The organism is Pararhizobium sp. DWP1-1-3, assembly GCF_049896125.1.
GTDB lineage: Bacteria > Pseudomonadota > Alphaproteobacteria > Rhizobiales > Rhizobiaceae > Pararhizobium.
Genome location: NZ_JAFCTR010000001.1, coordinates 33,173 through 59,467, shown reverse-complemented (window position 1 = coordinate 59,467; position 26,295 = coordinate 33,173). Strand labels below are relative to the sequence as shown.

Here is a 26,295-nt window from a genome sequence, read left to right as displayed (position 1 = left end):
CTTATATGCATCGGTTAAAAAACATGACCCTTATTGTCAACAAATAATTGTCTTACTTTTGTCAGATTATGACTTCCTCACTGCAAGTGTTTCGAATTGGCAACGATCCGGCACCCTGCGGCTTTAAATGCAACCCTTTCCTGTTCAAATGCGTTGTGAATTCGAACCCCTGCCGCCTCCGGCAGAACCGGAGACCATCCATGCCTCTTCGATTCCTCGCCTCCCTCCTGTCGATCCTCCTTTTGGCGGGCGCCGGCCTTCCTGAAAACGCTCCCGTTCCGGAGAGCAAGCCGGTCACGGCTGAACCCGACCAGGGTGCGAAGGTTGCAACCCCGCAGGAAAAACCAGACGTGAAACCCGAGGTAATACCAGCGGTCAAACCGGAGGAAAAGCTGCAAGCAAAGAAAGACGAGAAGGCGCCAGCCGGTGAGGAAAACCCTGTGGACCCAAAGCCCGCGACGGTTCAACCGGCGCCGGAACCAGAGCCCGTGCTGACCATCGAGCCCGAAGACGAGAAGGAACATTCAGCTTGCCTTGCCGACCTGAAGGCCATCGGCGCCATCTTCAAGGAAGAGCCGCGGATCGACGACGGCAAGGGTTGCGGCATCGACAAACCGTTGACGCTGTCGACCGTACTGCCCGGGATCGCCTTGAAGCCTGAGGGCAAGATGCGGTGCGAAACGGCGTTGGAACTGGCGCGATGGACCAAGGATGCGGTTCTGCCCGCAGCCAAGGTTGCGCTCGAAAGCGAGGGAGAGCTCACCACCATCAACCAGGCATCCAGCTATATCTGCCGCCTGCGCAACAACGCCAAGACCGGAAAGATTTCCGAGCACGCGCGCGGCAACGCCATCGACATCGCTTCCTTCACCTTCAAGAACGGAAAATCGATCGAGATCCAGCCGCGCGACGAGGATTCGACATTGGCCGGGGCTTTCCAGCGTGCCGTAACGGCGACCGGCTGCCTGTATTTCGAAACCGTGCTCGATCCCGGCAGCGACGAAGCCCACGAAAACCATCTGCATTTCGACGTGATCGAGCGCAAGGGTGGGTACCGTTACTGCCGATAGCGACTCTGATGACGACATGGCCGCAGAAAACTATCTGCAGCATCTTGCCCCAGGCTCGGCCACGTCCCATCTGCTCAGGACATCCGGGCCACTCACGGCTTCCGCTCAAAGGATTTTTCTATGCCCGTCTCCATGTTCAAACTGTCGGTTCCCGTCTTTATTCGCGGCCTCAACGTGCTCGCCGGTCTGCTCGACAAGGCAGAGTCTCACGCCGCGCAGAAGAAGATCCCGCTTGACGACCTGTTCAACGCCCGGCTCGCCCCGGACATGCTGCCCCTGTCCGCCCAGATCCAGCGGGTCAGCGATACGTCGAAAAATACCATCGGCCGGCTGACGGGCGTCGCTGCACCCAGTTTTCCCGATGATGAAAAGACGTTTGCCGACCTGCGCGAGCGTATCGCCAGGACGATCGCCTATCTGGAGACGGTCAAGCCATCCGATCTGGACGACAGCGATACCAGGGAGATTACCATCACCTTCGGCAAGCTGAGTTTCACCTTTGCCGGCGATGACTATGTGCTGAAATTTGCCCTGCCGAATTTCTTCTTCCACGTCACAACGGCACACGACATCCTGCGCAACCAGGGCGTGGCCGTTGGCAAGATCGACTTCCTCGGCCCCTACGGCTAAGGGTCCGGAACGCCCGCAGGATCTCGACAATCATGCGGATATCCCGCTAGAAAAGCCCCTCGATAAACCCGTCCGCGTTGAGGAAGATCTTCTCCGACGACGGCACCCGTGGCAGACCCGGCATGGTCATGATCTCGCCGGTGATGACGACGATGAAGCCGGCGCCAGCCGATAGCCGGACCTCGCGCACCGGCACGGTGTGGCCGGTCGGGGCACCGCGCAGGTTCGGGTCGGTCGAAAACGAGTACTGGGTCTTGGCCATGCAGATCGGCAGGTGGCCGTAGCCCTGCTTTTCCCATGTGTGCAACTGCTCGCGTACCGACTTGTCGGCGATGACGGCGTCGGCGTGATAGATGTCCTTGGCGATCGTCTCGATCTTCTTGAACAGCGGCATATCGTCGGGGTACAGCGGCGAGAACTGCGAGCGGCCGTTCTCCGCCAGCGCGACGACCTTGCGGGCGAGATCCTCGATGCCGGCGGAGCCTTCCGCCCAATGCTTGCACAGGATCGCTTCAGTGCCGAGCGTGGCGACGTAATCCTTGATCGCCTTGATCTCGGCTTCCGTATCCAGCGTGAAATGGTTGATCGCCACCACCACGGGTACGCCGAATTTCTTGACGTTCTGGATATGGCGGCCGAGATTGGAGCAGCCCTTCTTGACCGCCTCGACATTCTCCTGGCCAAGATCCTCTTTCTTGACGCCGCCATTCATTTTCATCGCCCGGGCTGTCGCTACCAGCACCGCCGCATCGGGCTTCAGCCCCGCCTTGCGGCACTTGATGTCGAAGAATTTTTCCGCCCCGAGATCGGCGCCGAAGCCGGCTTCGGTGACGACGTAATCGGCAAGTTTTAGCGCCGTCGTCGTCGCCACCACCGAATTGCAGCCATGGGCAATGTTGGCGAACGGGCCGCCATGCACGAAGGCCGGGTTGTTCTCCAGCGTCTGGACGATATTCGGCTGCATCGCATCCTTGAGCAGCACGGTCATCGCCCCATCCGCCTTGATGTCGCGGGCGAACACCGGCGTCTTGTCGCGCCGGTAGGCGATGATGATGTCGCCGAGGCGTGTTTCCAGATCCTTCAGATCGGTGGCGAGACACAGGATCGCCATCACTTCCGAAGCGACGGTGATGTCAAACCCGGTTTCCCGCGGAAAGCCGTTGGCAACGCCGCCGAGCGAACCGACGATATGGCGAAGGCCACGGTCGTTCATGTCCATCACCCGGCGCCAGGCGACACGGCGGATATCGATATTCTGCTCGTTGCCCCAATAGATGTGATTGTCGATCAGCGCCGACAGGAGATTGTGGGCAGAGGTGATGGCGTGGAAATCGCCGGTGAAATGTAGGTTGATGTCTTCCATCGGCACGACCTGCGCATAACCGCCGCCGGCTGCTCCTCCTTTGACACCGAAACAGGGTCCGAGCGACGCTTCGCGGATGCAGACCACCGCCTTCTTGCCGATGCGGTTGAGCCCGTCGCCAAGGCCGACCGTGGTGGTCGTCTTGCCCTCGCCGGCCGGCGTCGGATTGATCGCCGTCACCAGGATCAACCGTCCGTCTGGACGGCCTTTCTGCTGGGCGATGAATTCGGCGCTGATCTTTGCCTTGTCATGACCGTAGGGAAGCAGATGTTCGGCTGGAATTCCAAGCTTGGCGCCGATCTCGAGGATCGGTTTTTTCGTCGCTGCGCGGGCAATTTCGATATCGGACTTCACGTCGGCCATATGGTGTCTCTCCCGTTCCACCTTTTTCTTGGTCTGAGGGCATATGAGCGTGAAGCGAAGACGCTTTCCATCATTTTGTTGGGAAATGACGCCGGGAAACTTAGAAATTCGATGATTTTCTGAAAAACCAAAGAAAAAGACGGAAGAACAGCGTTCTCCCGTCTCCATGATGGAAAAAAGGCTTAGCGCGCCAGGATGTCACGCATTTCGACAAGGTTCGAGCGAACCCTGAGAACGTAGAAGCCGAGTGTTGCCAGATGCGTCGGCATGATCCAGCCATCTTCCTGGCCATTGGAAATGATCAGCGGCTGGATGCGCAGGGCAGCGCGCATCTGCTTGATGCTTTCATTCCAGATCGGCGCCAGGCCGCGCTGGTTGATGACCCCGTCAAAGTCTGCGCCGGTTGCCGACAGGATGCCATAATAGCCGTAGAGCTGGCCGTAGGCGAACCAGAACCGGTCATCCGCACGTGTATCGAACCAGCCGCCATCGTAGTTTTCCGAACGCTCGCGCAGCATCGCCGACGTGCTGCCGATCGAGCTTGAAACGCGGTCCATGAATTCCAGGAAATTGTCGGCGCGGGCATCGAAGGTGGCAGCACACGTGGCCAGCTGATCGTTGAACGAGCGAAGGTCTGCCATGGCGGCGCGATATTGCGTCGGCGTCGGGGTCAGAAAGCCGAAGGGCGACAGGCCGAAATACCAATTGGTTTCCTCGTATTGCATCTTGCTGCGCACGCTCTGCAGCTGCGGATTGATGCCCGACGTGCCACGCATGCGCACCAGAGAATCGACCAGCTCGACTGTTGTGCGGCGCACCGCTTCATTGACGCCGCGCTGGAACGACGCCTTGTTGTCGAGCCATGGCGTGCGGTCCCAATCCATGCCGAACAGGCCGGCCTTGTAGAGCACCATCGACGAGATCCAGGAGTTCTGGTTGACGTTGTAGTTGATCAGGTCGGCAGTGACATCGACGATGGCGGAACGCTCGCAGGCATTGACCGGCGCCGTCTGGCCGGCAGCGGCCTTGACAGGCAGGCCGGCGTCATTCTTGCGCTCGGCAAGATTATACCGGTTTGGATAGTCCGGATCGAAATTGGTCCAGACCTGGGTCTGCCAGATGAAATAGCCATAGAGCGCGACGAGCAGCAGCAGACCAAGGCCAATCGGGCCCTTGATGATCCAGGCGCGCCCTCTGTACCAGTTGGCAACGAGCATGAACGGAAAGAGTATCCAGGACACCACCAGGCCAATGCCCCGGCCGATCGCTGCAAACACACGCTGAAAAAACGCAACGATCGGATCAAGCATTCGTATTATCCTCCTTGAGGCCATAAAGGCGTTTTCGGAACGCCACCTTGTCCCTGAGATATGTGCTGGTCAGTGTCGCCACAACATATTCCCTGAACTTTTCGCTGTAATGTTCATAGGCCGCATAAAACCCCTGCTTGTCAAAGACGAAGCGGGAGACAAAATCGCTCGGGCAAAGTTGCGAGATCAGCCGGTTTGTGAGCCATTGGTCTGGATGATTTGGTGCGGCTCGCACCAGCAGAAAGCGGTTTTCCGGAGCAACATCCTGCATCTTGATGCTGCCCGACGCCAAAACTGTACGCAACATCGTCTGCAGGAACGGATAGGTGCCGTCTGAGGATAGCAGCGCCGAATTGCGGTGTATCCAGGTCTGCAGCCAGATCGCATCGATCGCATTGATATCCGCCGTCGGATCCGCCTGATTGACCAGGCCACGCAGGGCCATGTCGGCGCGGTGCTGATAGAGGCCGCTATCCTGCACCCAGGACGCCTGCGGCAATTGCAGCCGGTTGGTCGAAGCGAGAAAGTCATAGATGCGCTGATGGTCGGACAGGCTGATATAGCCGACCTGCCAAGGTCTCGAACGCCTGAAGCCCGGCACCGAGGGATCGCAGATCACAGTCGTGGTCTTTTCATCCAGAAAGACATAGACGCCACCGAAATGATTGGCCCAGAAGGCATCATGGCGAAACACCAGCTTGTCCGGCACCAAGGCGTTCTCGCGGATATCGCCGGTGACTTTTGCGAGCTCGACCATCCGGTTGAGCAGCGCATCGTCGGCCCAGGCTGTCGGCACCGTTTTCAATCGGTCGACGAGCGAGCGCAGTTCGGCCGCCTTGCCGAGCATGTCTTCGGCCGACAAAACGCGAAACCGCACTTCGTTGATCGACAAAAGGTCGTCGATATCGTTGACGACTGACACGGAATCCTCGATTTCGCCGTAAAGGGCATCCTTGATCGTCACCGCATTGATCGCACGCCTGTTGGCGCCGAAAAACTCGTGCATCAAGCCGGCGGTGTTGGAAAAGCTGGTATGAACCACCGGCAGTTCTTCCTGATCCGGCGTCATGATGATGAAGCGGCGGTTGACGCGGTTGGGATCGAGATAGTCGCGGTCGCCAAGCTCGTCGGCGATTTCCGGCGAAAACCCGGTCATGTCGATCTGGAAGGACGGCAGCGCCGTCGGGCGCAGGCCAAAACCCTGCAGCGCCTTGTTGTAACGCGCAATCAGATGCGGCTCGGAAATCTCGAGCAGGCGTCCATAGATCAGTTCGGCTTCGAGGAGGAGTTTCATGCGTTTTCTGCGGCTTCCCGTTGATCAGCCATCGTTAGGCTGTGCTTCGTCTCGGGACCAGACCAGATCGTCGAGGTCGATGCGAAGGACCCTGGAGATTGCCTTCAGCACGGAAATACTGCCCTCCTTTTTCCCCGTCTCAATCTCAGAGATATAGGCCGCGCTGATACCCGCTGCAGCCGCCAAATCCTTGGCCGAGAGCCCACGAACCTCCCGCCAGACCCTTACCGGGTTTTCCCCGTCGATCAAACGATCAACGAATTCTGCAGGGATACGGTCCTCTTCTCCAGCAGCCAGCCTGGCCTCGTAGGCCTTGACCGCCAGCAAATCTTCAAGATCGTCGGCAAGTTCTGATTGCCTGAGCAGCAGCTCATAATCGTTACGGCTAAGAACAACCAGCTCCTCGCCATTCGGTGTTGTGAAAGAAACGGGAGTATTCATGGCTCCAACCCCTTGTAGACGTCTCCGCGACCCGCGATCTTGATGACATCGATGACCAATCCGCCCTCCGTGAAAATCACCCGCCAGTCACCGACCTGAAGACGATAATAATCGACACCTCGCAACTTCTTGACATTGTTGGCGAGCGATGCCGGGTTTTCGGCATATTGCTGCACCTTCTGCCGTATCCGTTTTGCGTCCGTTGCGGGCATGCGCGTCAGGGCCTTAATGGCCTGCTTGTCATTATGATACGCATCGCCATCCTAATCCGAGAGACCACGTACAGACAAGAAAATTCGCCAATAGCTAACTTTTACCCCTGCCAACGCCCATCGGCCTTCATCGCCTCGATCTCGCGGATCGCCTTCTCCCGCTGGCGTTCGCGGCGGATGATGTCGGTGACGGCTGCATCGTCGGATTTGTCGGTGTAGCGGAACTCGCTGTCGGCGTAGCGGTTGATCTCCTGCATGACCATATCGAGCGTGATCGGCCCGCGCAGGGTCTCGATCATGGCTTTCTTTTCGTCATAGGCCTTGTGCATAAAAGCTTCCGGCGTCGCAAACCAGTCGTCGGGAAGGTCCACGTCCATAGCCCGCATCTTGACCGCATCGGTGATGTTCTTGATCGCCCGGCCGGTGAAGCGCGGCTCCGCTTCCTTGATCATGTGCAGATAGGAGCCGACATCGGCCACCGTCTCGATCTTGCCCTCTTCCTTCTCGTGCCGTTCCCAGACGGCCAGCAGCCCCTCTTCCTTCGGCCGGGCGTGTTCGGCATAGGATTGCGAAACGGCTTTTTTGATCTCCTGACCGGCAAACAGCTGGTGTTCTCCCAGCGGGATCTTGTGGTTCTTGCCGACCAGCATGGCGAAGATATCGATATAATCCCCTTCCGACTGCGGCCCATCGACCAGCCAGCGGGCGCCGGCACGCTGGCGCAGCGCATCATCGACATTTTCCGGATAGTTGGAGAACATGCCGAAGGTGCAGTTGCCGCGGATCACCGTCGAGGCACCGGCAAAGCTCTCCATCAGCACCGCCGTCACTTCGTGCTGTCCCGCCGATGCACGATCATCTGAGCGCTTGGCAGCGACCTGATCGACATCGTCGATCGTACCGAAACCGATAGCGCGCGGATTGATGACATTGTTGACGAACGCCTTGCAGTTCTGGCCGGATTTCCCCTGGTAGGAGGAAATCTGGTCGACGCCGAAATTCTCGTAGTGGAAGGCGTAGCCGGCGATCTCACAATAGTCGTTGAGCAGACCGGCCAGCATCTGGATGAGGATGGTCTTGCCGGTGCCCGGCATGCCGTCGCCGATAAAGGTGAAGAGAAAGCCGCCAAGCTCGACGAACGGGTTCATCTGCCGGTCGAAATCATAGGCCATCAGCATCTTGGCAAGTTTGAGCGCCTGATACTTGGCGATGTGGTTGCCGATGATCTCTTCGGGTTTCTTGAAGGTCATCACCAACGGCTTGCGCTTGGCGCCGGGCGCCACGTCGAAACCGTTCAGCGTAAAATCGTCCTGATCGATGCGGATATGCACGTTCTCAAAGCTGGCAAGTCCGGTGAAGCGTGTCTTGCGGCCGATCAAACCTTCGATGGCAAGCCGCGCAAAAGCGCGGGCGCGACTGGTCAAGGCGCTGTCATCGGGCGCCCCGGCAATGGTCTTGTCGAGCGCCGAGACCATGCCTTTCAATGCGTCCTGTGGCGTATCGAACAGGAAATCCGGCTCCGTTCCGTCTTCCACCGGTTCGCCTTCGCCAGCAAGTGTCGCGCCGATATAGGCCGCGAAGGTGAAAGCGGCGATGTAAGCCGATGCCGACAGAAGCGCCTTGAACTGGCTTGCGTCCTCGCCCGACAGCGGCGCTGTCGCATTGCGCGACTGCAGGCTTTCCAGACTGGTCTGACGCGCAAAAACATCGGCAACCGCCAGCGCCACCTGAATGCCCCGGCGGGAGCGGTAGAGCAGAGCGTGCTGGGCTGGCGAAAACAGCGGATCTGCAGCGCGGATCGATTGAATGGTCTTCATCAGCTCCACTTCACGCGTGCGGCGCTGACCGCCGGTCGAAACGGTGGAGACAAAGCGGCGCCCGGTTCCGGCCAAAGCCGTGCCTGCGGAAGGATCATCCGCCTCAAGAATAATCAGCCGGGTGACCAGCCCCTGTGCTACCGCCTGATGCTTGGCGATGTCGTCTTCGTGCAGCGTCGTCAAGCCCGCGTTCAATGACATTGTCTAGACCTCGCTGATAACCTGGTTTCCGGAAATCACGTGCACCTTGTAATCGCCGAAGATTGTTGCTGCGTCGCCGGCGGCATAGAGCGCCTGATAGGCGTCGTGCGGCACCAGCGCGTGCTTCTCGTACGAGCTCACACCCATGCGGGTCGCCTCGAGATTGTCGGTGTCGATATGGAATTCTTCCGAGGCCGGTGTCGAAGAAAAGAAGCCGCGCTGGGCCGGCCGCTCAGCCTTGGAGAACACCTCCTGCACCGTCCAGGTCAACAGCCAGGCGTTTTCCGCCTTGCGGACCTTGGAGAGGATATCGTTGATCTTGGCATTGTTCTCGGTAATCCCGGCCGAATAGAACGGTCCGAGCACGATACGCCGCACCTGCTTGGGATGCAGTTCCTCGAAATCCTTGTCGAGATTGGTGGCGATCGTCACCGGCGTCAGCGAATAGGCGCTGTTCTTAAGGGCGAAATCGTCGAAACGGCTGGCGAGATCGGGATTGAGCAGCCCGCCGATCGGCAGCGGTATATCCGTGTCGGGATTGAGCTTGCCGTCCGGCGTCACCAGAAGCTTGACGATCTTTTCCGACGAATCCTCGATGACAGACATATAGACCATCGGCAAGGTGCTTGCGCCATCGAAGGCGCCCCAGCAGACAACGTAATACGGCCGCTGGGTCTTGGGGTTCACACCAACGCGAATGGTCTCGGGCATGATGAAGGGCGAAAAAATATCACCCTTGCCGATCTGTTCGAGATAGAGCCGTTCGGCCATGCGCGACTGCAATTCAGCTGGAAATGTCTTCTGGCGCAGGATGAAGTCGGCCATTTCCTGACGCAGCGCATCGGCCACCGGAATTCCGGCCAGCCGCTTTTCCGCCGATTGCCGGTCATTTTCCAGCTCCAGCACATTCTGGAACACCGGAAAACCACTTTCGGCCCGCGAGATGCGGAACTGCTCGATAAAGCCGATGCGGTTTTCCCAGCAGGAAAACGACGCCTTCAACCGTGACAGGTAGGGAATGACGACCTCGCCCACCACCGTATCGCGGTAGAGCGGCGAGTTGCGATCACCCAAGAAGATTTCCAAACCACCAAGTGCGGCCCGGATCGAGGCAAAGTACTGGCCGACGGCCCCTTCGGATGCGGCGTTCATGATGGATTACCCGGAATATGAGGACGCCTGCCCCCCTCTGTCACTACGTGACATCTCCCCCACAAGGGGGGAGATTGTTCTTTTTCCCAGTCAGCCCCAAAGGCAGTAGCAATCTCCCCCCTTGCGGGGGAGATGTCGGCGTCGCCGACAGAGGGGGGTAAGCCTCCGGACACACGAAAGGCTCTGGTTTCTAGGATAAGTGAACTCATCACGACTTCACGTAATTCGCCGTATTATGCTTGTCCATGACATCCTTGAATCGCCGTGCAAAGGCATCGTCGGCAAGCTTCTTGCGGCGCTGGATGTCCTGGGTCGAGAGCATGTTCTTCTCGTGCATTTCCAGGAGATCGCCGATGTGGCGCTGCGAAGCAGAGCCGATGCCGGCCATGGTTTCTTCGGCCGCCGTATCGACCTGGCTTCCGAGCGTGTTGATCTTGTGGGCAACATCCTGCTGGGCTGCCGTCTTCAAGGAATCTTCGAGCGCCTTGTAAAGCACGATGCGTTGTTCAGTATCGATGGTCAGCTTGTTGATCAGCGTGTTCTGCGCGGCGATCTGGTTGTTCAGCGAATCGACGAAGGTCTGGAACATCGAGGTGTAACGCTCATATGTCTGGCTCTCGGCCAGGAGTTCCTGCTCCTTGGCCTGCTTCTCGTTATATTCCGTCGCCAGCGCCGAACGCTCGCCTTCAAGCTGGGTGCGGGAAATCTGGTCGGTCGAAGCGGCGATCCTGTTTTCGATGTCCATCAGCATCGGGTTGAGTTCCTCGATGCGCTTCTGGGTTTCCTGCAGATTGGCAATCGTCGCCTTGCGCCGCTCGATCACCTGCAAAAGGCTTGCCTCGGACGTCTTGTAGCGCTGGTCGAGAACGCCCTTCTGTTCCTTCAGGATGCCGACGATGGTGTCGGACTTGGACAGCAGCTCCTGCAGATTGCCCGCAAGCGACATGTTGCGGACGCGGTCCGTGCGCATGCGCTGGGCGCTCTGTTTGGAAAAGATGCCGATGAATTTTTCGTAGCCGGTATAGCTCTTCATGCTCTCGAATTCGGAGCCGAAGGCGTTGGTTGCATCTTCCAGACCGATGATCAGGTCGGCGATATTGCCTTCCATGACCTTCTGCTGGTTGATGACATCCTGGATGCGGGCATTCTCGATGTCGAAATTGGCATCGCCCAGTTTCGTGTCGGATTTGGCGAACTGATCAAGCACGACAGCCGACTGGTTCATCTTGCCGCGCATCTGCTCGACGATGCCGCGGGTTTTCTCGATTTCGCTCTCAAAATTCTGAAGTGTCGCCATCGGTTTTCCCCCTGGTTGCTCCGGTGCAGACGCGCCGCGTAGCCAAATTATTCAGTCGTGACATCAGCTTATATAATGGGAGCGGTAAAATGAAGCACAAGTGGCCAATCCACGGATTTTAAACAGCCTGCCGCTTGGACGGCCCGCTCCGGCGGGGGCAGTGCTATCATTTGGCAATGGCCGTCTTCAGATAGGCAATGACATCTGCGATGTCCTGCGGCTTTTTCAGGCCCGGAAAGGACATCTTGGTGCCGGGCACCATCGCCTTGGGGGCCATCAAATATTCCGACAGCCGCTCCTCGTCCCAGACCTTGCCATCTTCACCGAAAGCCGTCATCGCGCTTGAATAGGTGTAACCCGCAAACGTTGCGACCGGGCGGCCGACGACGCCCTGCAGGCTCGGACCGACACGGTTCATCGGTTCGGTCGCCGTGTGACAGGCGCCGCACTTCCTAAAAACCTGCGCGCCCGCCACAGCGCCGCCGGCGGCATGGGCAAGACTTGTCCCGAGACAGAGGAAAAGGCTGAATGAAACGAAACGCAGAGACAAAGACATGGATGGCTTCCCGGAACGCGGACGCAATGGCGCCATCATGGCACGGCGCACCGGACCGGCGATAGCCTGCCTCACGCTTCGTTCATCTTGTCTTCCCAGTGACGGCGGCAATAGACGACGTATTTCTCGTTGCCGCCAACCTCGACTTGCGCGCCTTCGCGCACGATATTGCCGGCCACATCCATCCGCGCCACCATGGTCGCCTTGCGGCCGCAATGGCAGATGGTGCGGACTTCGCGCATCTCGTCGGCAATGGCGAGCAGCGCCATCGAACCCGGAAACAGCTTGCCCTGGAAGTCCGTGCGTAAACCGTAGGCCATCACCGGAATACCGATCCGGTCGGCGACACGGGCGAGTTGCCAGACCTGATCTTCACCGAGGAACTGAGCTTCATCGACGAAAACGCAGGCGATCGCCTCTTCAGCGTGCAGCCGCTCGACCAAGGCATAAAGGTCGTCGGCATGCGTAAACGCGATACCGTCTTCGCTCAATCCGATGCGCGAGGACACCCGGCCCTGGCCGGCCCGGTCATCAAACGCCGCGATCAGGATCACCGTGCGCATACCGCGTTCGCGATAATTGTACGACGCCTGCAGGAGCATGGTCGATTTGCCTGCGTTCATCGTGGCGTAGCTGAAATACAGTTTTGCCATGGCGTCCTCTTCTGTATGCTGTCGGTTGTTCATGAACAGACCGGGCGAGGAAGGCCAGAGCGCGAACGCGAAAGTCACAGAAAATCGTCGGCAGGCGCCACAACATTTGGCAATGCGACATCCCGCGTCGCTTTAGGCGGGCGTGTCCGGCGAATGTCCCAATACACTCAGGACAACACCAGGGCGCTTGAATTGGCGGACATTTGGTGATTGGCTAAAATCAAAAGGCAGGGGAATAATCACGATGACCAGACTGACATTGAAATTCATGCTGACTGCGGCCGTATCGCTGGGCGCGCTGACATCCGCCTATGCTGCCGAGCCTGAAAGCTGTGCCACCGTCCGCTTCGCCGATGTCGGCTGGACGGATATCACCGCGACCACCGCGACCGTTTCCTCGATCCTCAAGGGCCTCGGCTATCAGACCGACATCAAGGTCCTGTCCGTTCCGGTCACCTACCAATCCCTGAAGAACAAGGACATCGACGTCTTCCTCGGCAATTGGATGCCGACGCAGGAAGCCGACGTTCGCCCCTTCCTGAACGACAAGTCGGTCGAATCGTTCGGCCCGAACCTGGAAGGCGCCAAGTACACGCTGGCGACGAATGCCAAGGGTGCCGAACTCGGCATCAAGGATTTCAAGGACATCGCCGCTCACAAGGATGAGCTCGAAGGCAAGATCTACGGCATCGAGCCGGGTAACGACGGCAACCGCCTGATCATCGACATGACCGACAAGGACACGTTCGGCCTGAAGGGCTTCGAAGTCGTCGAATCCTCCGAGCAGGGCATGCTGGCGCAGGTCGCCCGCGCCGAAAAGGACGGCAAGCCGGTGATCTTCCTCGGCTGGGAGCCCCATCCGATGAATGCCAATTTCAAGCTGACCTACCTCACCGGTGGCGACGACATCTTCGGACCCAACCTCGGCGGCGCCACCATCTTCACCAATGTTCGCGTCGGCTACACCACTGAGTGCCCGAATGTCGGGAAGCTGATCACCAATCTCAAATTCTCGCTTCCGATGGAAAACGAGATCATGGGCAAGATCTTGAACGACGGCAAGGACCCGGAAGTGGCGGCCAACGAGTGGCTGAAGGCCAACCCCGCGGCGATCGATCCCTGGCTTGCCGGCGTCACCACCAAGGACGGCGCTGAAGGATTGCCTGCCGTAAAGACAGCACTCGGTCTTTGACCGGCTGATCAAGGCGGGGCTCCAACCCCGCCTTTTTTAAGCGCATGTCACGTTTAGGCAGATGTCACGCGCTTCCGCTCCTATCATCGGCTCCAAGAACCAGGCGATTTTCCCGTGGAATGGCTAACCAATCCTGATCGACGCATCCCCATAGGCGGCTGGGCGAAGAGTTTCTTCACCTGGCTGACCACCAATTTCACCGGCTTTTTCGACCAGGTCTCGGCAATCCTGGCCGGTGTTGTGAATGCGATCCTGTGGGTCCTGCAGACGCCGCATCCGCTGATCGTCGTAGCGATCGTCACCGCACTGTCCTACTGGTTCCGCCGCTCGATAGGCGTCACCCTGTTCACGCTGTTCGGCCTGCTCTTGATCATCAATCTCGGTTACTGGAAGGCAACGACGGAGACGCTGGCGCTGGTTCTGGCGGCCAGCTTCGTTTCGATGGCGGTCGGCATTCCCTTGGGGATCGCCGCTGCCCGGCGCGCCTGGGTCTATGCCGTGATGCGGCCGATCCTCGACCTGATGCAGACCATCCCGACCTTCGTCTACCTGATCCCGGCCCTCGTGCTGTTCGGGCTTGGCATGGTTCCGGGTCTGATCGCCACCGTGATCTTCGCCATTCCCGCGCCGATCCGCCTCACCCGGCTCGGCATCATCTCGACCCCGCCTTCGCTGGTCGAAGCGGCCGTTTCCTTCGGCGCGACACCATCGCAGGTGCTGCGCAAGATCGAGCTTCCCTTCGCCATGCCGCAGATCATGGCCGGCCTTACCCAGACCATCATGCTGTCGCTTTCCATGGTGGTGATTTCGGCGCTGGTCGGTGCTGCCGGTCTCGGCGTGCCTGTGGTGCGGGCGCTGAACACCGTCAACATCGCCATGGGCTTTGAATCCGGCCTCTGTATCGTCATCCTCGCGATCATTCTCGACCGCCTGTTCCGTTCGTCCGATGAAGGAGAAGGCGCATGACCGATGCCGTGATTTTCAAGAATGTCGACATCATCTTCGGCAACAAGCCGGAAACCGCCATCGCCATGGTCGATCAGGGCAAGACCCGCGACGAAATCGGAGCTGCGACGGGTCTGGTGCTTGGCGTCGCCGATGCATCGCTGACCATTACCGAGGGCGAAATTCTCGTCTTGATGGGATTGTCGGGCTCGGGCAAATCCACCCTTCTGCGCGCCGTCAATGGGCTGGCGCCGGTGGTGCGCGGCGAAGTCCAGGTCAAGACCCGCCACGGCAACATCAATCCGTACAAGACATCAGCCAAATCGCTGCGCGACTTCCGCATGCACGATGTCTCGATGGTGTTCCAGCAGTTCGCGCTGTTGCCCTGGCGCACGGTGGAGGACAATGTCGGTTTCGGGCTGGAACTCGCCGGTGTGCCGGACAAGGAGCGCAAGGACCGCGTTGCCGAACAGCTGGAACTGGTCAACCTGACGAAATGGGCAGGACGCCAGGTCAAGGAGCTTTCCGGCGGCATGCAGCAGCGTGTCGGCCTGGCCCGCGCCTTTGCCACCGGCGCGCCGATCCTCCTGATGGACGAGCCGTTCTCGGCGCTCGATCCGCTGATCCGCACCCGCCTTCAGGACGAACTGCTGGAATTCCAGCGGCGGCTGAAGAAGACCATTCTGTTCGTCAGCCACGATCTCGACGAAGCCTTTCGCATCGGTAACCGCATCGCCATCATGGAAGGCGGCCGCATCATCCAGTGCGGCACCCCACAGGACATCGTCAAGAACCCGGCCAACCAATATGTGGCCGATTTCGTTCAGCACATGAACCCGATCACCATGCTGACGGCGATGGACGTGATGAGCGAGGGCGTTAACCGCAATGACGGTGCCGCCGGCGTTTCGGCGACGGCCAAGCCGACAACACCGCTGATCGACATCCTCGATGCGATGTCGCGCCAGCCCGGCAGCATCGGCGTCGTCGATAACGGCGCCATTATCGGCACGATCAATGCGCAGAACGTCGTGGAAGGCCTGACGAGGCATCGCAACAAAAGTTGACGATGACGGTCAAGATGTCGTTATAAGGACGCCCGGACGGCAGCATCCGGGCGTTTGGCATTCAAGACGAGAGGCGATCCGATGGCCGACAAACCTTCCGTTCTACGCGAAACCGACGATGAGGCTCGCAAGCTTGCCCGCATCATCCTGCGCTCCGCCCGCAGTGCCGCCATTGCGGTGATCGAGCCAGATAGCGACGGTTTCCCCTTTGTCAGCCGCGTGCTCCTCGGCATCGATACCGACGGCACGCCGGTCATCCTGGTTTCCGCCCTTTCGGCCCACACGCAGGCTCTGTCCACCGACCGGCGCTGCTCGCTGTTGACGGGCGAAATCGGCAAGGGTGACCCACTCGCCCATGCGCGCCTGACGGTTCAGTGTGAAGCGGAAAAAATAGACCGGGGCGGCGACGCCCATGCGGGCATTCGCGAACGTTTCATCCGCCGCCATCCGAAAGCGCAACTCTATGTCGACTTTCCCGATTTCGCGTTTTTCAGGCTGGCGCCGCTGAAGGCAAGCATGAATGGCGGCTTTGGCCGCGCTTATGTGCTCACCGGCGAGGATTTGATGATTCGTTCTCCGGCGGTAAAGGATCTCGCCGCGATGGAGCAAGGCGCCATCGATCACATGAATTCCGATCATGCCGATGCCGCAAGCAAGTATGCCCAACTCTATTGCAAGGCAAAAGGAAGCGGCTGGCGAATCTGTGGCCTTGATGCCGGCGGAGTCGATTTAGCGCTCGGCGATCAGCTCAGGCGACTGGAATATGACGCGCCACTGCAATCAAAAGGGGAGTTACGGGCCACGCTGGTAAAACTTTACCGTTAAATACGGGGCCTTTTACCCCGATTTCTTGCAGTAGGCAGTTGTCCTTTTATTCATCACGTCTAATTATCAGTTATTCACATTCATAACCAAGCGTGATGTGAACTTCGCATGGAGTATGGAATGCAAACGATCTCTCCTCAGAAACACGGCAAGGCTGAAATAGCTGCGGAGTTTCTGTCGGCTATGGCCAACCCAAAGCGTCTGCTGATTCTCAGTTCACTGGTGAACGAGGAAATGGCAGTCGGCGCCTTGGCTAACCAGGTCGGCCTCAGCCAGTCTGCCCTGTCGCAACATCTCTCGAAGCTACGTGCCCAAAATCTCGTGACCACCCGTAGAGATGCCCAGACGATTTATTATTCAAGTTCTTCGGATGCAGTACTGAAAGTTCTAAAAACTTTGAAGGAAATCTACGGCGACGAAACCAGCGCGATGGAAAAGATCCCGCAACGCCGTACCGCCTGATACGGATCGGGGCCGCTTGCCGGCCCCGACCTGTCTCCCGGTGACGTTTACGCCCCTTTGAGACTTGGCGTTGCAGTATCGGCGCCATGAACATGACAACCAAAGATCGGCCTTCCACGCTCCCCGTCAAATGGGCTGTGCTTGGCACGGGCTCCATCGCAACGACTTTTGCCGACGATATCATGCTGACGCACAATGCGGCACTTGTAGCCGTGTGCTCCCGTACGCTCGAGGCCGCCACCGTTTTTTCAAGACGCTTCGGCGGACTGCGCATCATTGCGGATATCGGCACCCTCGCCGCCGATCCGCTGATCGACGCCATCTACCTCGCAACACCGAATACCGCTCATTTCGATCAGGCCCGGACGCTGCTCGGCGCTGGAAAGCCTGTGCTGGTCGAAAAACCGCTGGTGACGAGCGCAGCGCAGGCAACGGTACTTGCGGACTTGGCTGCGGAAAAACAGACCTTTGCGATGGAAGGGCTCTGGACCGTCTTCCTGCCGGCCATCGACCACGTACGGCAGCTTCTGGCCGATAAGGTGATCGGCGCCGTCACCGGCATCCGCGCCGAACTTGCCTATGCCAAGACCTTCGACGGCAACAGCCGGTTTTTCGCGCCGTCGCTGGGCGGCGGTTCGCTGCTTGATCTGGGAGTCTACCCGATCGCGCTCACGCTCTCATTGTTCGGCTCACCGCACACGATTGCAGGCACTTGGTCGGCTGCCCCCACGGGCGTCGATATGTCGGCGGATGTTACGCTCGGCTATGAGGGCTTCCAGGCGAAACTGTCCGTCGGCTTCGATCGCACCGGGAGCAATCGCTTCATCATCGAAGGCGAAACCGGCAGCCTGGTGATCGATGCTCCGTTTCTGAAGGCAAGCCGGATCATCCTGACGAGAAACCCGATCGTCCATCATCTCGCCGTACCGTCCGGGTCGGGCCGCCTGTCGCGCGTCGCCGGAAAGATTGCCGGCCGGCTACCCCTGCCCGGCCTCACCGTTTATCGGCACGGCTTTCCCGGTGATGGATTGCAGTTCGAGATCGCGGCTGCCAGCCGCGCCATCCTCGCGGGACAACATCAGCAATCGCAGATGCCGCTTGCCGCCAGCGCCGAGGCACTCGGCATCATCGAGACCATCCGGTCACGGCCGCCCTCATAGCGCCGTTGGCGTATAGTCCCGCTTGCCGGCGTTGAGCGCCAGCACGATGTCCGTCAGATGCAAAGCCGTCTCGCCGGAAAACAGCGGCTGCGTGCCGGTCTTGACTGCATCCGCCTGCGCTGCGATCCCGCGCACAAAATCGATTTGCGACGGATAGGCCGGCAGGGTGTTCTTCCGCGCTGCCTGCGGATAAGCCACCGGTTTGCCGGCAGTGAGACGAAACGGGAATTTCCGCTGAAGCTGCCACTCAAGGCGTTCGATCAGCCGATGCAACAGCGGCCGCTTGCTGCCAGCCAGCTCGACATGGATCGGGGAGCGATTGTCCCACAGATCGCGCACGACGATCGTACCCTTGTCGCCGACAATGGTCAGCGACCGGTCGCGGGGCGCTGCCAGACCACTGGTCAGACGCGCGACGGGCCCCGACTTGAAGGTCAGACATCCGACGGAAAAATCCGGCCCGAGGACAAGCTTTTCGGTTCCCGGTCCTTTGTTGGGAAACGTCAGCGCCGAAAAGGCCGCAACATTGGATACCGGCCCGAACAGCGACACCAGCCAGCTTGCCGCATAGCCTGCGTGCTCCAGCGTACAGCCGATTTCAAATTCGTGGACAGCCGGCCATTTGGCGCCCGAGCGGCTGCGCCATTCCTGCCACTTGTCGCGGAAAACCGGCCCATCCTCCATTTCGGCATAGGCCAGACGCGGCGTGCCGATGACGCCGGAGCGGAGGATGTCGGCGCAGTGGTTACAGGCATCGCTAAGCGCATTGGCTGGCGCGCCGGCAAGGACAAGGCCTCGCTCCGTGGCCAGCGATAGCAGCTCGCGCGCCTCTTCTACCGTCATGGCCAGAGGCTTCTCGCAATAGACATGCTTGCCTGCCGATAGCGCCGCCCTGTTGACGGCATGATGGCTTTCCGGCGTCGTCAGATTGACGATGATGGTGACGGCAGGATCGGAAAGCGATTCTGCTTCAGAGGCATACGCGCGAATGTTCCAGTAGTTGCAAAACTGCTTTAAGCGATCTGGGTCGATGTCCCAGACACCCGCCAGCCGCAGTTGCGGGTGGTTGGCCAATGTCGTCATGTAGTAATCGGCAACGAAGCCCGTGCCGATAAAGGCGATGCCCGTTTGTCCGCTCATCGCGCATCCGCCAGGAAAGACGCGATATAGACCAGCGGGGCATTCCAGTTGATCGTCATTTCGTTCGTGCCCCAGGCCATGATGTCGTCGATATAGCAGGTCTGCGGCGCGCAACCCTTGAGCTTCGCCCGCGCGACATCGTCGACCAGCGTCGAATTCGGGCCCCCTGCCAGTGTACCGACAGGCGGGTTGGGCAGCGTGTTGTCGGCCTGATGCGCATACCAGCGGCTATGCTGGTTCCTGGCAAAGACGCTGCCATATCCCGTGACATAGGATGTGTTCATCGCGTTGCGCCCAAAAATGTAGTCGATGCTTTCCCGCACGCCATTGAGAAGCGGCAATTCGCCTGTGAGGTCATAGCCGGCGGAAACGACGATCATGTTTTGCAAAATGAGCTGGTTCGATCCCCAGTCGTAACGGTTGTTGGCCGGTTTGTAGATCTGCCCGAACGGCTCCTTTGCCTGCAGGCTGATGAAGTTTCTCGCGGCAGCGACGACCGAGGCCATGACCATCGCCTTGTCGTCCTTGCCAAGATTGTCGCCATAGAGTGCAAGATCGAGACGCCCGAGACCGGCGACACTGCGCCAATCGAAGGCACCAGCGGCGGGAAAGACCGGGCCTGCCCAATGGGGCGAGGATTTCAGCGCGGTGAGGTAACGGGCTTCTCCGGTGGTGATGAACAGCTCGGCAGCAGCCCAGTAGGTTTCATCGCTGGTGTCGGTGTCGCCATAGTCGCCGCCGCCCTGCAACCCATCCGAATCCGGGGCGAACAGCACCGGATTGGCGGCGGCGGCTAACCAGGCTTTTTGGCCAGCGGCAAGCAGGCGCTGCGCAAATTCCCTGTCATAGGGCGCAAACAGCCGGGCGCCCTGGGCGGCCACGGCAGCAAGGTTGAGCGTCGCTGCCGTCGATGGCCGGTGCAACGCGCGCAGTTCCGGATCGAGATGCGGCAGCATCGGCACCCCGGTCCATTTTGTATCGTGAACCTTGTGATGAACCATACCGGCCAGGGGCTGACCGTCCGGCACCATCATCTTCATCAGGAACTCGAGTTCCCAACGCGCCTCGTCGAGAATATCGGGAATGCCGTTGCCGTTTTCAGGGATGCGCGACAGGCTGTCGCTCAACACAGGCGAAGCGCCGTCGCCATACACCAAACCGCGTTCGAACGTGCTCAACAGCTGCGACACGGCGATGCCGCCATTGACCACATACTTGCCCTGGTCGCCCGCGTCGTACCATCCTCCCGAGACATCCAGCGTGTAGTCGCAGGTCCAGTCCTTGCCATAAAGTTTGGCGGCGACCTTGCCGGTCAGGCAGGTCACCTTGGTATCGCCCTGGTTGGGGCTTTGCTGCACATGTCCGGGCGGCCGCGCATAGGCCTCACCGGCGATATCGCCCTTGATCTCGATGCCGCTGCGCTGCGGATAAAACCAGGACAAAGCATCGACGCGCAGTTTGCCATAGACGTCGTGGCCGACCGAAAACGGCAAGCTTTTCTTCTCGCCGACGACCAGCCGGTAGCCCTCCCCGGCCGTTGCAAAGGCCGAAAAATCGGCGATCTGGCTGTTCGCCCCGACGGTCGGGTCAAAACCGGCAGGCGCAGTCATTCCCTCGCCGACCGCAACGCCGTTCCCGTCTTCCAGCTTGAAGGGCAGCGGCCTATTAGCCTCCGACAGAAGGGTCGCCCGCTTCGGTCCGTCGAGAAAATATCCGGTCTGATTGACCAATGCCGGCAGCGCGTACATCGTTTTTTGTGCGGCCGCTGCGGTCTTGTCGGGCTTTGTTTCCCGCATCGCCACGTCATCCAGGCAAACGCGCCAAGGCTTTTCAGACCCACCCAATTGGAAGACGATCTGGGCCGGATCTTTCTCCGTTGCCGTGAAGACGGCCGAAAATTCTACCTTCCCGGCCTTGGTCTTCGCATCGAAGGCTGCCTGTGGGGTCCACGGCTCCGCATTGCGCTGGATCGTGATCGCGAACGTATGGGCATCCCCGGCTTCGAGCATCATTGTCAGGCGATAGGATGTTCCCGGCTGAAACTGCAGGTCATTGACACCGAGCAGCCGGTCCCAGGCGTTGCCGCCCGCCTCGATATCGACACAGAGCTTGCCGCGTTCGCGCGCCAGGGCGACGCCGCCGGCGGCCCAGAAGCCGTCCTGGCCTTTCGCAAAGGCACCATCGGCGATCATCTCGGACGCGCCTGCTTTCACTGGAAGACTGACGATTAGCGCAAGCGCCAGGCTGGCTGCAAATTTTGGCAAGATCTTTATCCTGAGCGCGTGTTGCGGGAACGCGGCGCCACTCTGCTGCAAACAGGTTAACCTTCGGAAAAGATTGGATGCAACCCTGTTTCCAAATGTTTCCGGGCGGCGAAACTCCGTGGTTAATGCGAATGAACCCCATTTGGCCGTCGCAGGCCGAGCTTGACCCCGAAAAGCGCCCTGTTAGTTTGACCATCAGGTAAAGATTCACCGAAACCCACTGGATTTGGCCGCCAGACAGTACGTGCCACGGAGAATATGATGTCGAACCGCCTCAATGCCACCCCCAACGACCTCAGCGCCTTCTGGATGCCGTTCACAGCCAACCGGCAGTACAAGAAAGAACCGCGCATGTTCGTCAAGGCGAAGGACATGCACTACACGACCCATGACGGCCGCCAGGTGCTCGACGGCACGGCCGGCCTCTGGTGCGTCAATGCCGGACACTGCCGCCCGCTGATCACCGAGGCCATTCGCGAACAGGCCGGCGAACTGGATTATGCTCCGGCCTTTCAGCTTGGCCATCCAAAGGCCTTTGAACTGGCAAACCGCCTGATCGACATCGCGCCTGATGGCATGGAACACGTACTCTATACCAATTCCGGCTCTGAATCGGTCGAGACCGCGCTGAAGGTGGCGCTCGCCTACCACAAGGTGAAGGGCCAAGGCTCCCGCACCCGCCTGATCGGCCGCGAACGCGGCTATCACGGTGTCAATTTCGGCGGCATTTCCGTTGGCGGCATCGTCTCCAACCGCAAGATGTTCGGTACGCTGCTCTCCGGCGTCGATCACATGCCGCACACCCATCTGCCGGAAAAGAACGCCTTCACCAAGGGCGAGCCGGAACACGGCGCTGATCTTGCGACCGAACTGGAACGCATCGTCACGCTGCATGATGCCTCGACCATCGCCGCTGTCATCGTCGAGCCGGTAGCGGGCTCCACCGGTGTGCTCATTCCGCCGAAGGGTTACCTGCAGAAGCTGCGTGAGATCTGCACCAAGCACGGCATCCTGTTGATCTTCGACGAAGTCATCACCGGCTATGGTCGCCTCGGCACGCCGTTCGCAGCCCAGTATTTCGACGTCATGCCGGACATGATCGTCACCGCCAAGGGTCTGACCAACGGCGTCATCCCGATGGGTGCCGTCTTCGTCACCGCCGAAATCCATGATGCCTTCATGAGCGGCCCCGAGCACATGATCGAGTTCTTCCACGGCTACACCTATTCCGGCAACCCGATCGCTTGCGCCGCAGCGCTCGGCACGCTCGACACCTATCGCGATGAAGGCCTGCTCACCCGTGGCGCTGAGCTTGCCTCCTACTGGGGCGATGCGCTGCATTCGCTGCGCGATTGCCCGCATGTCATCGACATCCGCAATATCGGCCTGATCGGTGCGATCGAACTGGCGCCGATCGCCGGAGAGCCGACCAAACGCGCCTTCTCGGCTTTCCTTAAGGCCTATGAAAGCGGCTACCTGATCCGCACCACCGGCGACATCATCGCGCTTTCGCCACCGCTGATCATCTCGAGGGCTGAGATCGATGAACTGGTCGACGGTATTCGCAAGGTGCTGATCGCCAACGCATAAACGAACGATATTCCATCGTAAATGGTACCCAAACGGGGCCGGGACACATGTCCCGGCCCCGTTTGGGGTCATATCTGAACAATTATTTTGCACATTGCCCAAAAAATCGCCTTGCGGAATCGTGGGGAGCTTCATAGACGAGAAGCATGGGATCGATCCGTTCACAGAAGACGGACAACTCGACGGAACTGGAGTTGCTTTTCGGCTGGCAGGTTTCACCCTCCCGGCCCGGCAACCGAAGCGCTGGCACTGCGGGGAACCAACCCACAAAAGGAGAAGTAAGATGAACTTCAAGACATTGACGGGCGCCACGTTCGCAGCCTCGCTGGCCTTTGCGCCGCTGGCCCATGCCGAGATCGTGATCGGCCTGATCGCGCCGCTGACCGGCCCCGTCGCCGCCTACGGCGACCAGGTCAAGAACGGCGCCCAGGTTGCCGTTGATCAGATCAACAAGAACGGCGGCATTTTGGGCGAGCAGGTCGTGCTGAAGCTGGCCGACGACGCCGGCGAACCCAAGCAGGGTGTTTCGGCAGCAAACCAGATCGTCGGCGAAGGCATCCGCTTTGTCGTCGGCCCGGTCACGTCAGGCGTTGCCATGCCGGCATCCGACGTTTTGGCCGAAAACGGCATCCTGATGGTCACACCGACCGCAACGACACCGGACCTGACCAAGCGTGGCCTTGCCACCATCCTGCGCACCTGCGGCCGTGACGACCAGCAGGCGGAAGTCGCAGCCGCCTACGTCCTGAAGCAGTTCAAGGACAAGCGCATCGGCATCCTCAACGACAAGGGCGCCTACGGCAAGGGTCTCGCCGACGCCTTCAAGGCAACGCTGAACGCCGGTGGTGTCACCGAAGTCTTCAACGATTCCCTAACACCGGGCGACAAGGATCTGAGCGCACTCACCACCCGTCTCAAGGCTGAAAAGGTCGACGTGCTCTATTTCGGCGGCTACCACCCGGAGGCCGGTCTTCTGGTGCGCCAGCTGCATGATATCGGCGCTCCGATCCAGATCATCGGTGGCGACGGCCTGTCCAACACCGAATTCTGGGCCATCGGCGCCGACGCCGGTGCAGGCACGGTCTTCACCAATGCGGCCGACGCTTTGAAGAACGACAGCTCGAAAGCTGCCGTTGCAGCCCTTCAGGCCGCGAACATCCCGCCGGAAGCCTTTACGCTCAATGCCTATGCAGCCGTCGAAGTGATCAAGGCCGGCATCGAGAAAGCCGGCAGCGCAGTAGACGCCGCAGCCGTTACCGCTGCCCTGAAGACCGGCGAGCCGATCAAGACCGCCATCGGCGACGTCACCTATGGCGAAACCGGCGACCTCACCTCGCAGAGCTTCTCGCTCTACAAGTGGGAAAACGGCAAGATCGTTTCGGCCGAGTAAGCAGATCGCCCAATGACGGATCGGGCGCTTCGGCGCCCGAATTCGTTTGAACAGGCGGATCTGTAACGAAGAGCCACGATCCACAGCCGCGATCAGAGATTTGGCGGATCCGGGTGTGCAATAACGGTGATCAACCTCTATGCTCCCACGAACCGTATCTCAGACCAAGCATCCAAGAGGCAGAACCCCGTGAGCGAAAAACTTGAACAGCTGATCGATCAGGGCACCGGCCGCATTCCGGCCGATATCGTGCTCAAGGGCGGCCGTTTCTTCGATCTGGTCACCGGCGACCTCGTCGCCTCCGATATCGCCATCTGCGGTGATCGCATCGTCGGCACCTACGGCAATTATACCGGCGCTACCGAAATCGATATCACCGGCAAGATCGTCGTGCCGGGTTTCATCGACACGCATCTGCATATCGAATCCTCGCTGGTCACCCCGCATGAATTCGACCGCTGCGTCCTGCCCTATGGCGTCACCACCGTGATCTGCGATCCGCATGAGATCGCCAATGTGCTCGGCACCGAAGGCATCCAGTTCTTCCTCGATTCGGCGCGCGAGACGATCATGGATATCCGCGTGCAGCTCTCGAGCTGCGTGCCCGCGACCCATCTGGAAACCTCCGGCGCCAACCTGCCGATCGAAAAGCTTTTGCCCTTCCGAGACCACGAGAAGGTCATTGGCCTGGCGGAATTCATGAACTTTCCGGGCGTCATCCACAAGGACCCGGTCTGCCTTGCCAAGCTCGACGCCTTCCAGGGCGGCCACATCGATGGCCATGCGCCGCTGTTGAGCGGCCTTGATCTCAACGGCTATCTTTCCGCCGGCATCCGCACCGATCACGAATGCACCACGGCGGAGGAAGCGCTCGAAAAGATCCGCAAGGGCATGCACATCCTGGTGCGCGAAGGCTCCGTCTCCAAGGATCTGCACGCGCTGATGCCGATCCTGACGGAACGCCTGTCGCCGTTCCTGGCGCTGTGCACCGACGACCGCAATCCGCTCGACATCGCTGAAGAGGGCCATCTCGACTATATGATCCGTGAAGCGACCGCCAAAGGCGTCGAACCGCTCGCCGTTTACCGCGCCGCCTCGATCTCGGCTGCCCGCGCCTTCGGCCTGCGCGACCGGGGCCTTGTCGCGCCCGGCTGGCGCGCCGATCTCGTTGTGATCGACAGCTTGGAAAACTGCAAAGCCCAGATGGTGTTTGCCGGTGGCCGTCTCGTCGATGATGCGCTGTTTGCCACCCGCCGCCCGGTCGCACCCGTTGGTTTGGACAGCGTCAAGGCAGGCCATATCAATGCCGCCGATTTCGGCGTGCCCTATGCCGAAGGCGAGACATCGGTCATCGGCGTGCTGCCCGGCAAGATCATCACCGAACACCGGCGCTACAGGCTGCCGGCATCCGGCAATCAGGCCGGCGTCGATCTTGGCCGCGACATCATCAAGGTCGCCGTCATCGAGCGCCACGGCATCAACGGCAACCATGCCAACGGCTTCGTCCAGGGTTTTGGGCTGAAGACGGGTGCCATTGCCTCCACCGTCGGCCATGACAGCCACAATATCTGCGTCGTCGGCGTCAACGAGGACGACATGGCGCTGGCCGCCAACCGGCTCGGCCAGATCAAGGGCGGCTTCGTCGTCGTCGAGGACGGCAAGGTCACCGGCGAAATCTCGCTGCCGGTCGCCGGCCTGATGAGCCTTGAACCCTATGAGAGCGTGCGCGACACGCTGCATCATCTGCGCCAGGCGGCCTTCGCGCTCGGGGCAACGCTGCAGGAGCCATTTTTGCAGCTGGCGTTCCTGCCACTGCCGGTCATTCCGCATCTGAAGATTTCGGATATGGGGCTGGTGGATGTCGACAAGTTCGTGCTGATCGGGTGAGAGCCCGATAACTC

The 26,295-nt window shown here is 59.8% G+C and carries 23 protein-coding genes; 11 read left to right on the top strand and 12 right to left on the bottom strand.

Annotation, left to right across the window (positions count from 1 at the left end; all coding sequences use genetic code 11):
• Window positions 1–200: 200 nt before the first annotated feature.
• Together ACP7BS_RS00255 and ACP7BS_RS00250 are read left to right on the top strand one after the other, a co-directional pair.
• Window positions 201–1,070, top strand: a complete 870-nt coding sequence (locus ACP7BS_RS00255; protein WP_426235180.1) for an extensin family protein — start codon at window positions 201–203, stop codon at window positions 1,068–1,070.
• A gap of 120 nt (window positions 1,071–1,190) precedes the next feature.
• A complete protein-coding gene (locus tag ACP7BS_RS00250; RefSeq protein ID WP_426235178.1) occupies window positions 1,191–1,700 on the top strand; it encodes a DUF1993 domain-containing protein in 510 nt (169 codons plus the stop codon).
• A 46-nt stretch (window positions 1,701–1,746) separates the two neighbouring features.
• Here ACP7BS_RS00250 and ACP7BS_RS00245 read toward each other — a convergent pair whose 3' ends face one another.
• The 10 genes from ACP7BS_RS00245 to ACP7BS_RS00200 form a co-directional block, all read right to left on the bottom strand.
• Complete coding sequence (locus tag ACP7BS_RS00245; protein WP_426235176.1) at window positions 1,747–3,426, bottom strand: formate--tetrahydrofolate ligase; 1,680 nt, start codon at window positions 3,424–3,426, stop codon at window positions 1,747–1,749.
• 182 nt (window positions 3,427–3,608) lie between these two features.
• Complete coding sequence (locus tag ACP7BS_RS00240) at window positions 3,609–4,736, bottom strand: DUF2333 family protein (protein ID WP_426235174.1); 1,128 nt, start codon at window positions 4,734–4,736, stop codon at window positions 3,609–3,611.
• A complete protein-coding gene (locus ACP7BS_RS00235; protein ID WP_426235172.1) occupies window positions 4,729–6,030 on the bottom strand; it encodes a DUF6638 family protein in 1,302 nt (433 codons plus the stop codon). The genes ACP7BS_RS00240 and ACP7BS_RS00235 overlap by 8 nt, the downstream gene beginning before the upstream one ends.
• A 24-nt stretch (window positions 6,031–6,054) precedes the next feature.
• Complete coding sequence (locus ACP7BS_RS00230; RefSeq protein WP_426122304.1) at window positions 6,055–6,471, bottom strand: helix-turn-helix domain-containing protein; 417 nt, start codon at window positions 6,469–6,471, stop codon at window positions 6,055–6,057.
• The gene (locus ACP7BS_RS00225; protein WP_426236419.1) at window positions 6,468–6,701 is read right to left on the bottom strand and encodes a type II toxin-antitoxin system RelE family toxin; all 234 of its coding nucleotides are present in this window, start codon (window positions 6,699–6,701) and stop codon (window positions 6,468–6,470) included. Before ACP7BS_RS00225 ends, ACP7BS_RS00230 begins: the two co-directional genes overlap by 4 nt.
• 83 nt (window positions 6,702–6,784) lie before the next feature.
• On the bottom strand, window positions 6,785–8,701 hold the full coding sequence (locus ACP7BS_RS00220) for an AAA family ATPase (protein ID WP_426235170.1): 1,917 nt from the start codon (window positions 8,699–8,701) through the stop codon (window positions 6,785–6,787).
• Between the two features lie 3 nt (window positions 8,702–8,704).
• A complete protein-coding gene (locus ACP7BS_RS00215; RefSeq protein ID WP_426122298.1) occupies window positions 8,705–9,853 on the bottom strand; it encodes a hypothetical protein in 1,149 nt (382 codons plus the stop codon).
• Window positions 9,854–10,061: 208 nt separating this feature from the next.
• A complete protein-coding gene (locus ACP7BS_RS00210; protein ID WP_426235168.1) occupies window positions 10,062–11,150 on the bottom strand; it encodes a hypothetical protein in 1,089 nt (362 codons plus the stop codon).
• A 166-nt stretch (window positions 11,151–11,316) separates the two neighbouring features.
• Window positions 11,317–11,706, bottom strand: a complete 390-nt coding sequence (locus tag ACP7BS_RS00205; protein WP_426235167.1) for a c-type cytochrome — start codon at window positions 11,704–11,706, stop codon at window positions 11,317–11,319.
• A gap of 71 nt (window positions 11,707–11,777) precedes the next feature.
• Window positions 11,778–12,359, bottom strand: coding sequence for a thymidine kinase (locus tag ACP7BS_RS00200; protein ID WP_426227150.1), 582 nt, complete (start codon window positions 12,357–12,359; stop codon window positions 11,778–11,780).
• A 244-nt stretch (window positions 12,360–12,603) separates the two neighbouring features.
• Between ACP7BS_RS00200 and ACP7BS_RS00195 the strand changes: the two genes are divergently transcribed.
• The 6 genes from ACP7BS_RS00195 (at window position 12,604) to ACP7BS_RS00170 (ending at window position 18,010) form a co-directional block, all read left to right on the top strand.
• Window positions 12,604–13,551: a choline ABC transporter substrate-binding protein gene (locus ACP7BS_RS00195; protein ID WP_426235165.1), complete on the top strand. Its 948-nt coding sequence runs from the start codon at window positions 12,604–12,606 to the stop codon at window positions 13,549–13,551.
• A 114-nt stretch (window positions 13,552–13,665) separates the two neighbouring features.
• Complete coding sequence (gene choW, locus ACP7BS_RS00190; protein WP_426227146.1) at window positions 13,666–14,517, top strand: choline ABC transporter permease subunit; 852 nt, start codon at window positions 13,666–13,668, stop codon at window positions 14,515–14,517.
• Window positions 14,514–15,563, top strand: a complete 1,050-nt coding sequence (gene choV / locus ACP7BS_RS00185; RefSeq protein WP_426227144.1) for a choline ABC transporter ATP-binding protein — start codon at window positions 14,514–14,516, stop codon at window positions 15,561–15,563. The genes choW and choV overlap by 4 nt, the downstream gene beginning before the upstream one ends.
• Before the next feature lie 81 nt (window positions 15,564–15,644).
• The gene (locus tag ACP7BS_RS00180) at window positions 15,645–16,388 is read left to right on the top strand and encodes a HugZ family protein (RefSeq protein ID WP_426235163.1); all 744 of its coding nucleotides are present in this window, start codon (window positions 15,645–15,647) and stop codon (window positions 16,386–16,388) included.
• A gap of 120 nt (window positions 16,389–16,508) precedes the next feature.
• On the top strand, window positions 16,509–16,850 hold the full coding sequence (locus ACP7BS_RS00175; RefSeq protein ID WP_426235161.1) for an ArsR/SmtB family transcription factor: 342 nt from the start codon (window positions 16,509–16,511) through the stop codon (window positions 16,848–16,850).
• 92 nt (window positions 16,851–16,942) lie between these two features.
• Complete coding sequence (locus ACP7BS_RS00170; RefSeq protein ID WP_426235159.1) at window positions 16,943–18,010, top strand: Gfo/Idh/MocA family protein; 1,068 nt, start codon at window positions 16,943–16,945, stop codon at window positions 18,008–18,010.
• Here the strand turns inward: ACP7BS_RS00170 and ACP7BS_RS00165 are convergent.
• On the bottom strand, window positions 18,005–19,150 hold the full coding sequence (locus ACP7BS_RS00165) for a Gfo/Idh/MocA family protein (protein WP_426235157.1): 1,146 nt from the start codon (window positions 19,148–19,150) through the stop codon (window positions 18,005–18,007). The two genes, ACP7BS_RS00170 and ACP7BS_RS00165, sit on opposite strands and share 6 nt — an antisense overlap.
• On the bottom strand, window positions 19,147–21,414 hold the full coding sequence (locus tag ACP7BS_RS00160) for a glycoside hydrolase family 9 protein (RefSeq protein WP_426235155.1): 2,268 nt from the start codon (window positions 21,412–21,414) through the stop codon (window positions 19,147–19,149). The genes ACP7BS_RS00165 and ACP7BS_RS00160 overlap by 4 nt, the downstream gene beginning before the upstream one ends.
• A gap of 261 nt (window positions 21,415–21,675) precedes the next feature.
• On the opposite strand from ACP7BS_RS00160, the gene ACP7BS_RS00155 reads away from it, so the two are divergent.
• The 3 genes from ACP7BS_RS00155 (at window position 21,676) to ade (ending at window position 26,281) form a co-directional block, all read left to right on the top strand.
• Complete coding sequence (locus ACP7BS_RS00155) at window positions 21,676–23,004, top strand: aspartate aminotransferase family protein (protein WP_426235153.1); 1,329 nt, start codon at window positions 21,676–21,678, stop codon at window positions 23,002–23,004.
• A gap of 283 nt (window positions 23,005–23,287) precedes the next feature.
• Window positions 23,288–24,394, top strand: coding sequence for a branched-chain amino acid ABC transporter substrate-binding protein (locus tag ACP7BS_RS00150; protein ID WP_426235151.1), 1,107 nt, complete (start codon window positions 23,288–23,290; stop codon window positions 24,392–24,394).
• A gap of 189 nt (window positions 24,395–24,583) precedes the next feature.
• Window positions 24,584–26,281: an adenine deaminase gene (gene ade, locus ACP7BS_RS00145; protein ID WP_426235149.1), complete on the top strand. Its 1,698-nt coding sequence runs from the start codon at window positions 24,584–24,586 to the stop codon at window positions 26,279–26,281.
• The last annotated feature ends 14 nt before the right edge of the window (window positions 26,282–26,295 follow it).

Excerpts from the sequence above, each read along its gene's own strand:
- ACP7BS_RS00165 (WP_426235157.1), bottom strand. The coding sequence starts at position 19,150 with ATGAGCGGACAAACGGGCATCGCCTTTATCGGCACGGGCTTCGTTGCC.
- ACP7BS_RS00200 (WP_426227150.1), bottom strand. The coding sequence starts at position 12,359 with ATGGCAAAACTGTATTTCAGCTACGCCACGATGAACGCAGGCAAATCG.
- ACP7BS_RS00235 (WP_426235172.1), bottom strand. The coding sequence starts at position 6,030 with ATGAAACTCCTCCTCGAAGCCGAACTGATCTATGGACGCCTGCTCGAG.
- ACP7BS_RS00245 (WP_426235176.1), bottom strand. The coding sequence starts at position 3,426 with ATGGCCGACGTGAAGTCCGATATCGAAATTGCCCGCGCAGCGACGAAA.
- ACP7BS_RS00180 (WP_426235163.1), top strand. The coding sequence starts at position 15,645 with ATGGCCGACAAACCTTCCGTTCTACGCGAAACCGACGATGAGGCTCGC.
- ACP7BS_RS00255 (WP_426235180.1), top strand. The coding sequence starts at position 201 with ATGCCTCTTCGATTCCTCGCCTCCCTCCTGTCGATCCTCCTTTTGGCG.
- ACP7BS_RS00150 (WP_426235151.1), top strand. The coding sequence starts at position 23,288 with ATGAACTTCAAGACATTGACGGGCGCCACGTTCGCAGCCTCGCTGGCC.
- ACP7BS_RS00230 (WP_426122304.1), bottom strand. The coding sequence starts at position 6,471 with ATGAATACTCCCGTTTCTTTCACAACACCGAATGGCGAGGAGCTGGTT.
- ACP7BS_RS00210 (WP_426235168.1), bottom strand. The coding sequence starts at position 11,150 with ATGGCGACACTTCAGAATTTTGAGAGCGAAATCGAGAAAACCCGCGGC.
- ACP7BS_RS00170 (WP_426235159.1), top strand. The coding sequence starts at position 16,943 with ATGACAACCAAAGATCGGCCTTCCACGCTCCCCGTCAAATGGGCTGTG.
- ACP7BS_RS00195 (WP_426235165.1), top strand. The coding sequence starts at position 12,604 with ATGACCAGACTGACATTGAAATTCATGCTGACTGCGGCCGTATCGCTG.
- ACP7BS_RS00250 (WP_426235178.1), top strand. The coding sequence starts at position 1,191 with ATGCCCGTCTCCATGTTCAAACTGTCGGTTCCCGTCTTTATTCGCGGC.
- ACP7BS_RS00205 (WP_426235167.1), bottom strand. The coding sequence starts at position 11,706 with ATGTCTTTGTCTCTGCGTTTCGTTTCATTCAGCCTTTTCCTCTGTCTC.
- ACP7BS_RS00155 (WP_426235153.1), top strand. The coding sequence starts at position 21,676 with ATGTCGAACCGCCTCAATGCCACCCCCAACGACCTCAGCGCCTTCTGG.
- ACP7BS_RS00240 (WP_426235174.1), bottom strand. The coding sequence starts at position 4,736 with ATGCTTGATCCGATCGTTGCGTTTTTTCAGCGTGTGTTTGCAGCGATC.
- choV (WP_426227144.1), top strand. The coding sequence starts at position 14,514 with ATGACCGATGCCGTGATTTTCAAGAATGTCGACATCATCTTCGGCAAC.
- ACP7BS_RS00215 (WP_426122298.1), bottom strand. The coding sequence starts at position 9,853 with ATGAACGCCGCATCCGAAGGGGCCGTCGGCCAGTACTTTGCCTCGATC.
- ACP7BS_RS00175 (WP_426235161.1), top strand. The coding sequence starts at position 16,509 with ATGCAAACGATCTCTCCTCAGAAACACGGCAAGGCTGAAATAGCTGCG.
- ACP7BS_RS00220 (WP_426235170.1), bottom strand. The coding sequence starts at position 8,701 with ATGTCATTGAACGCGGGCTTGACGACGCTGCACGAAGACGACATCGCC.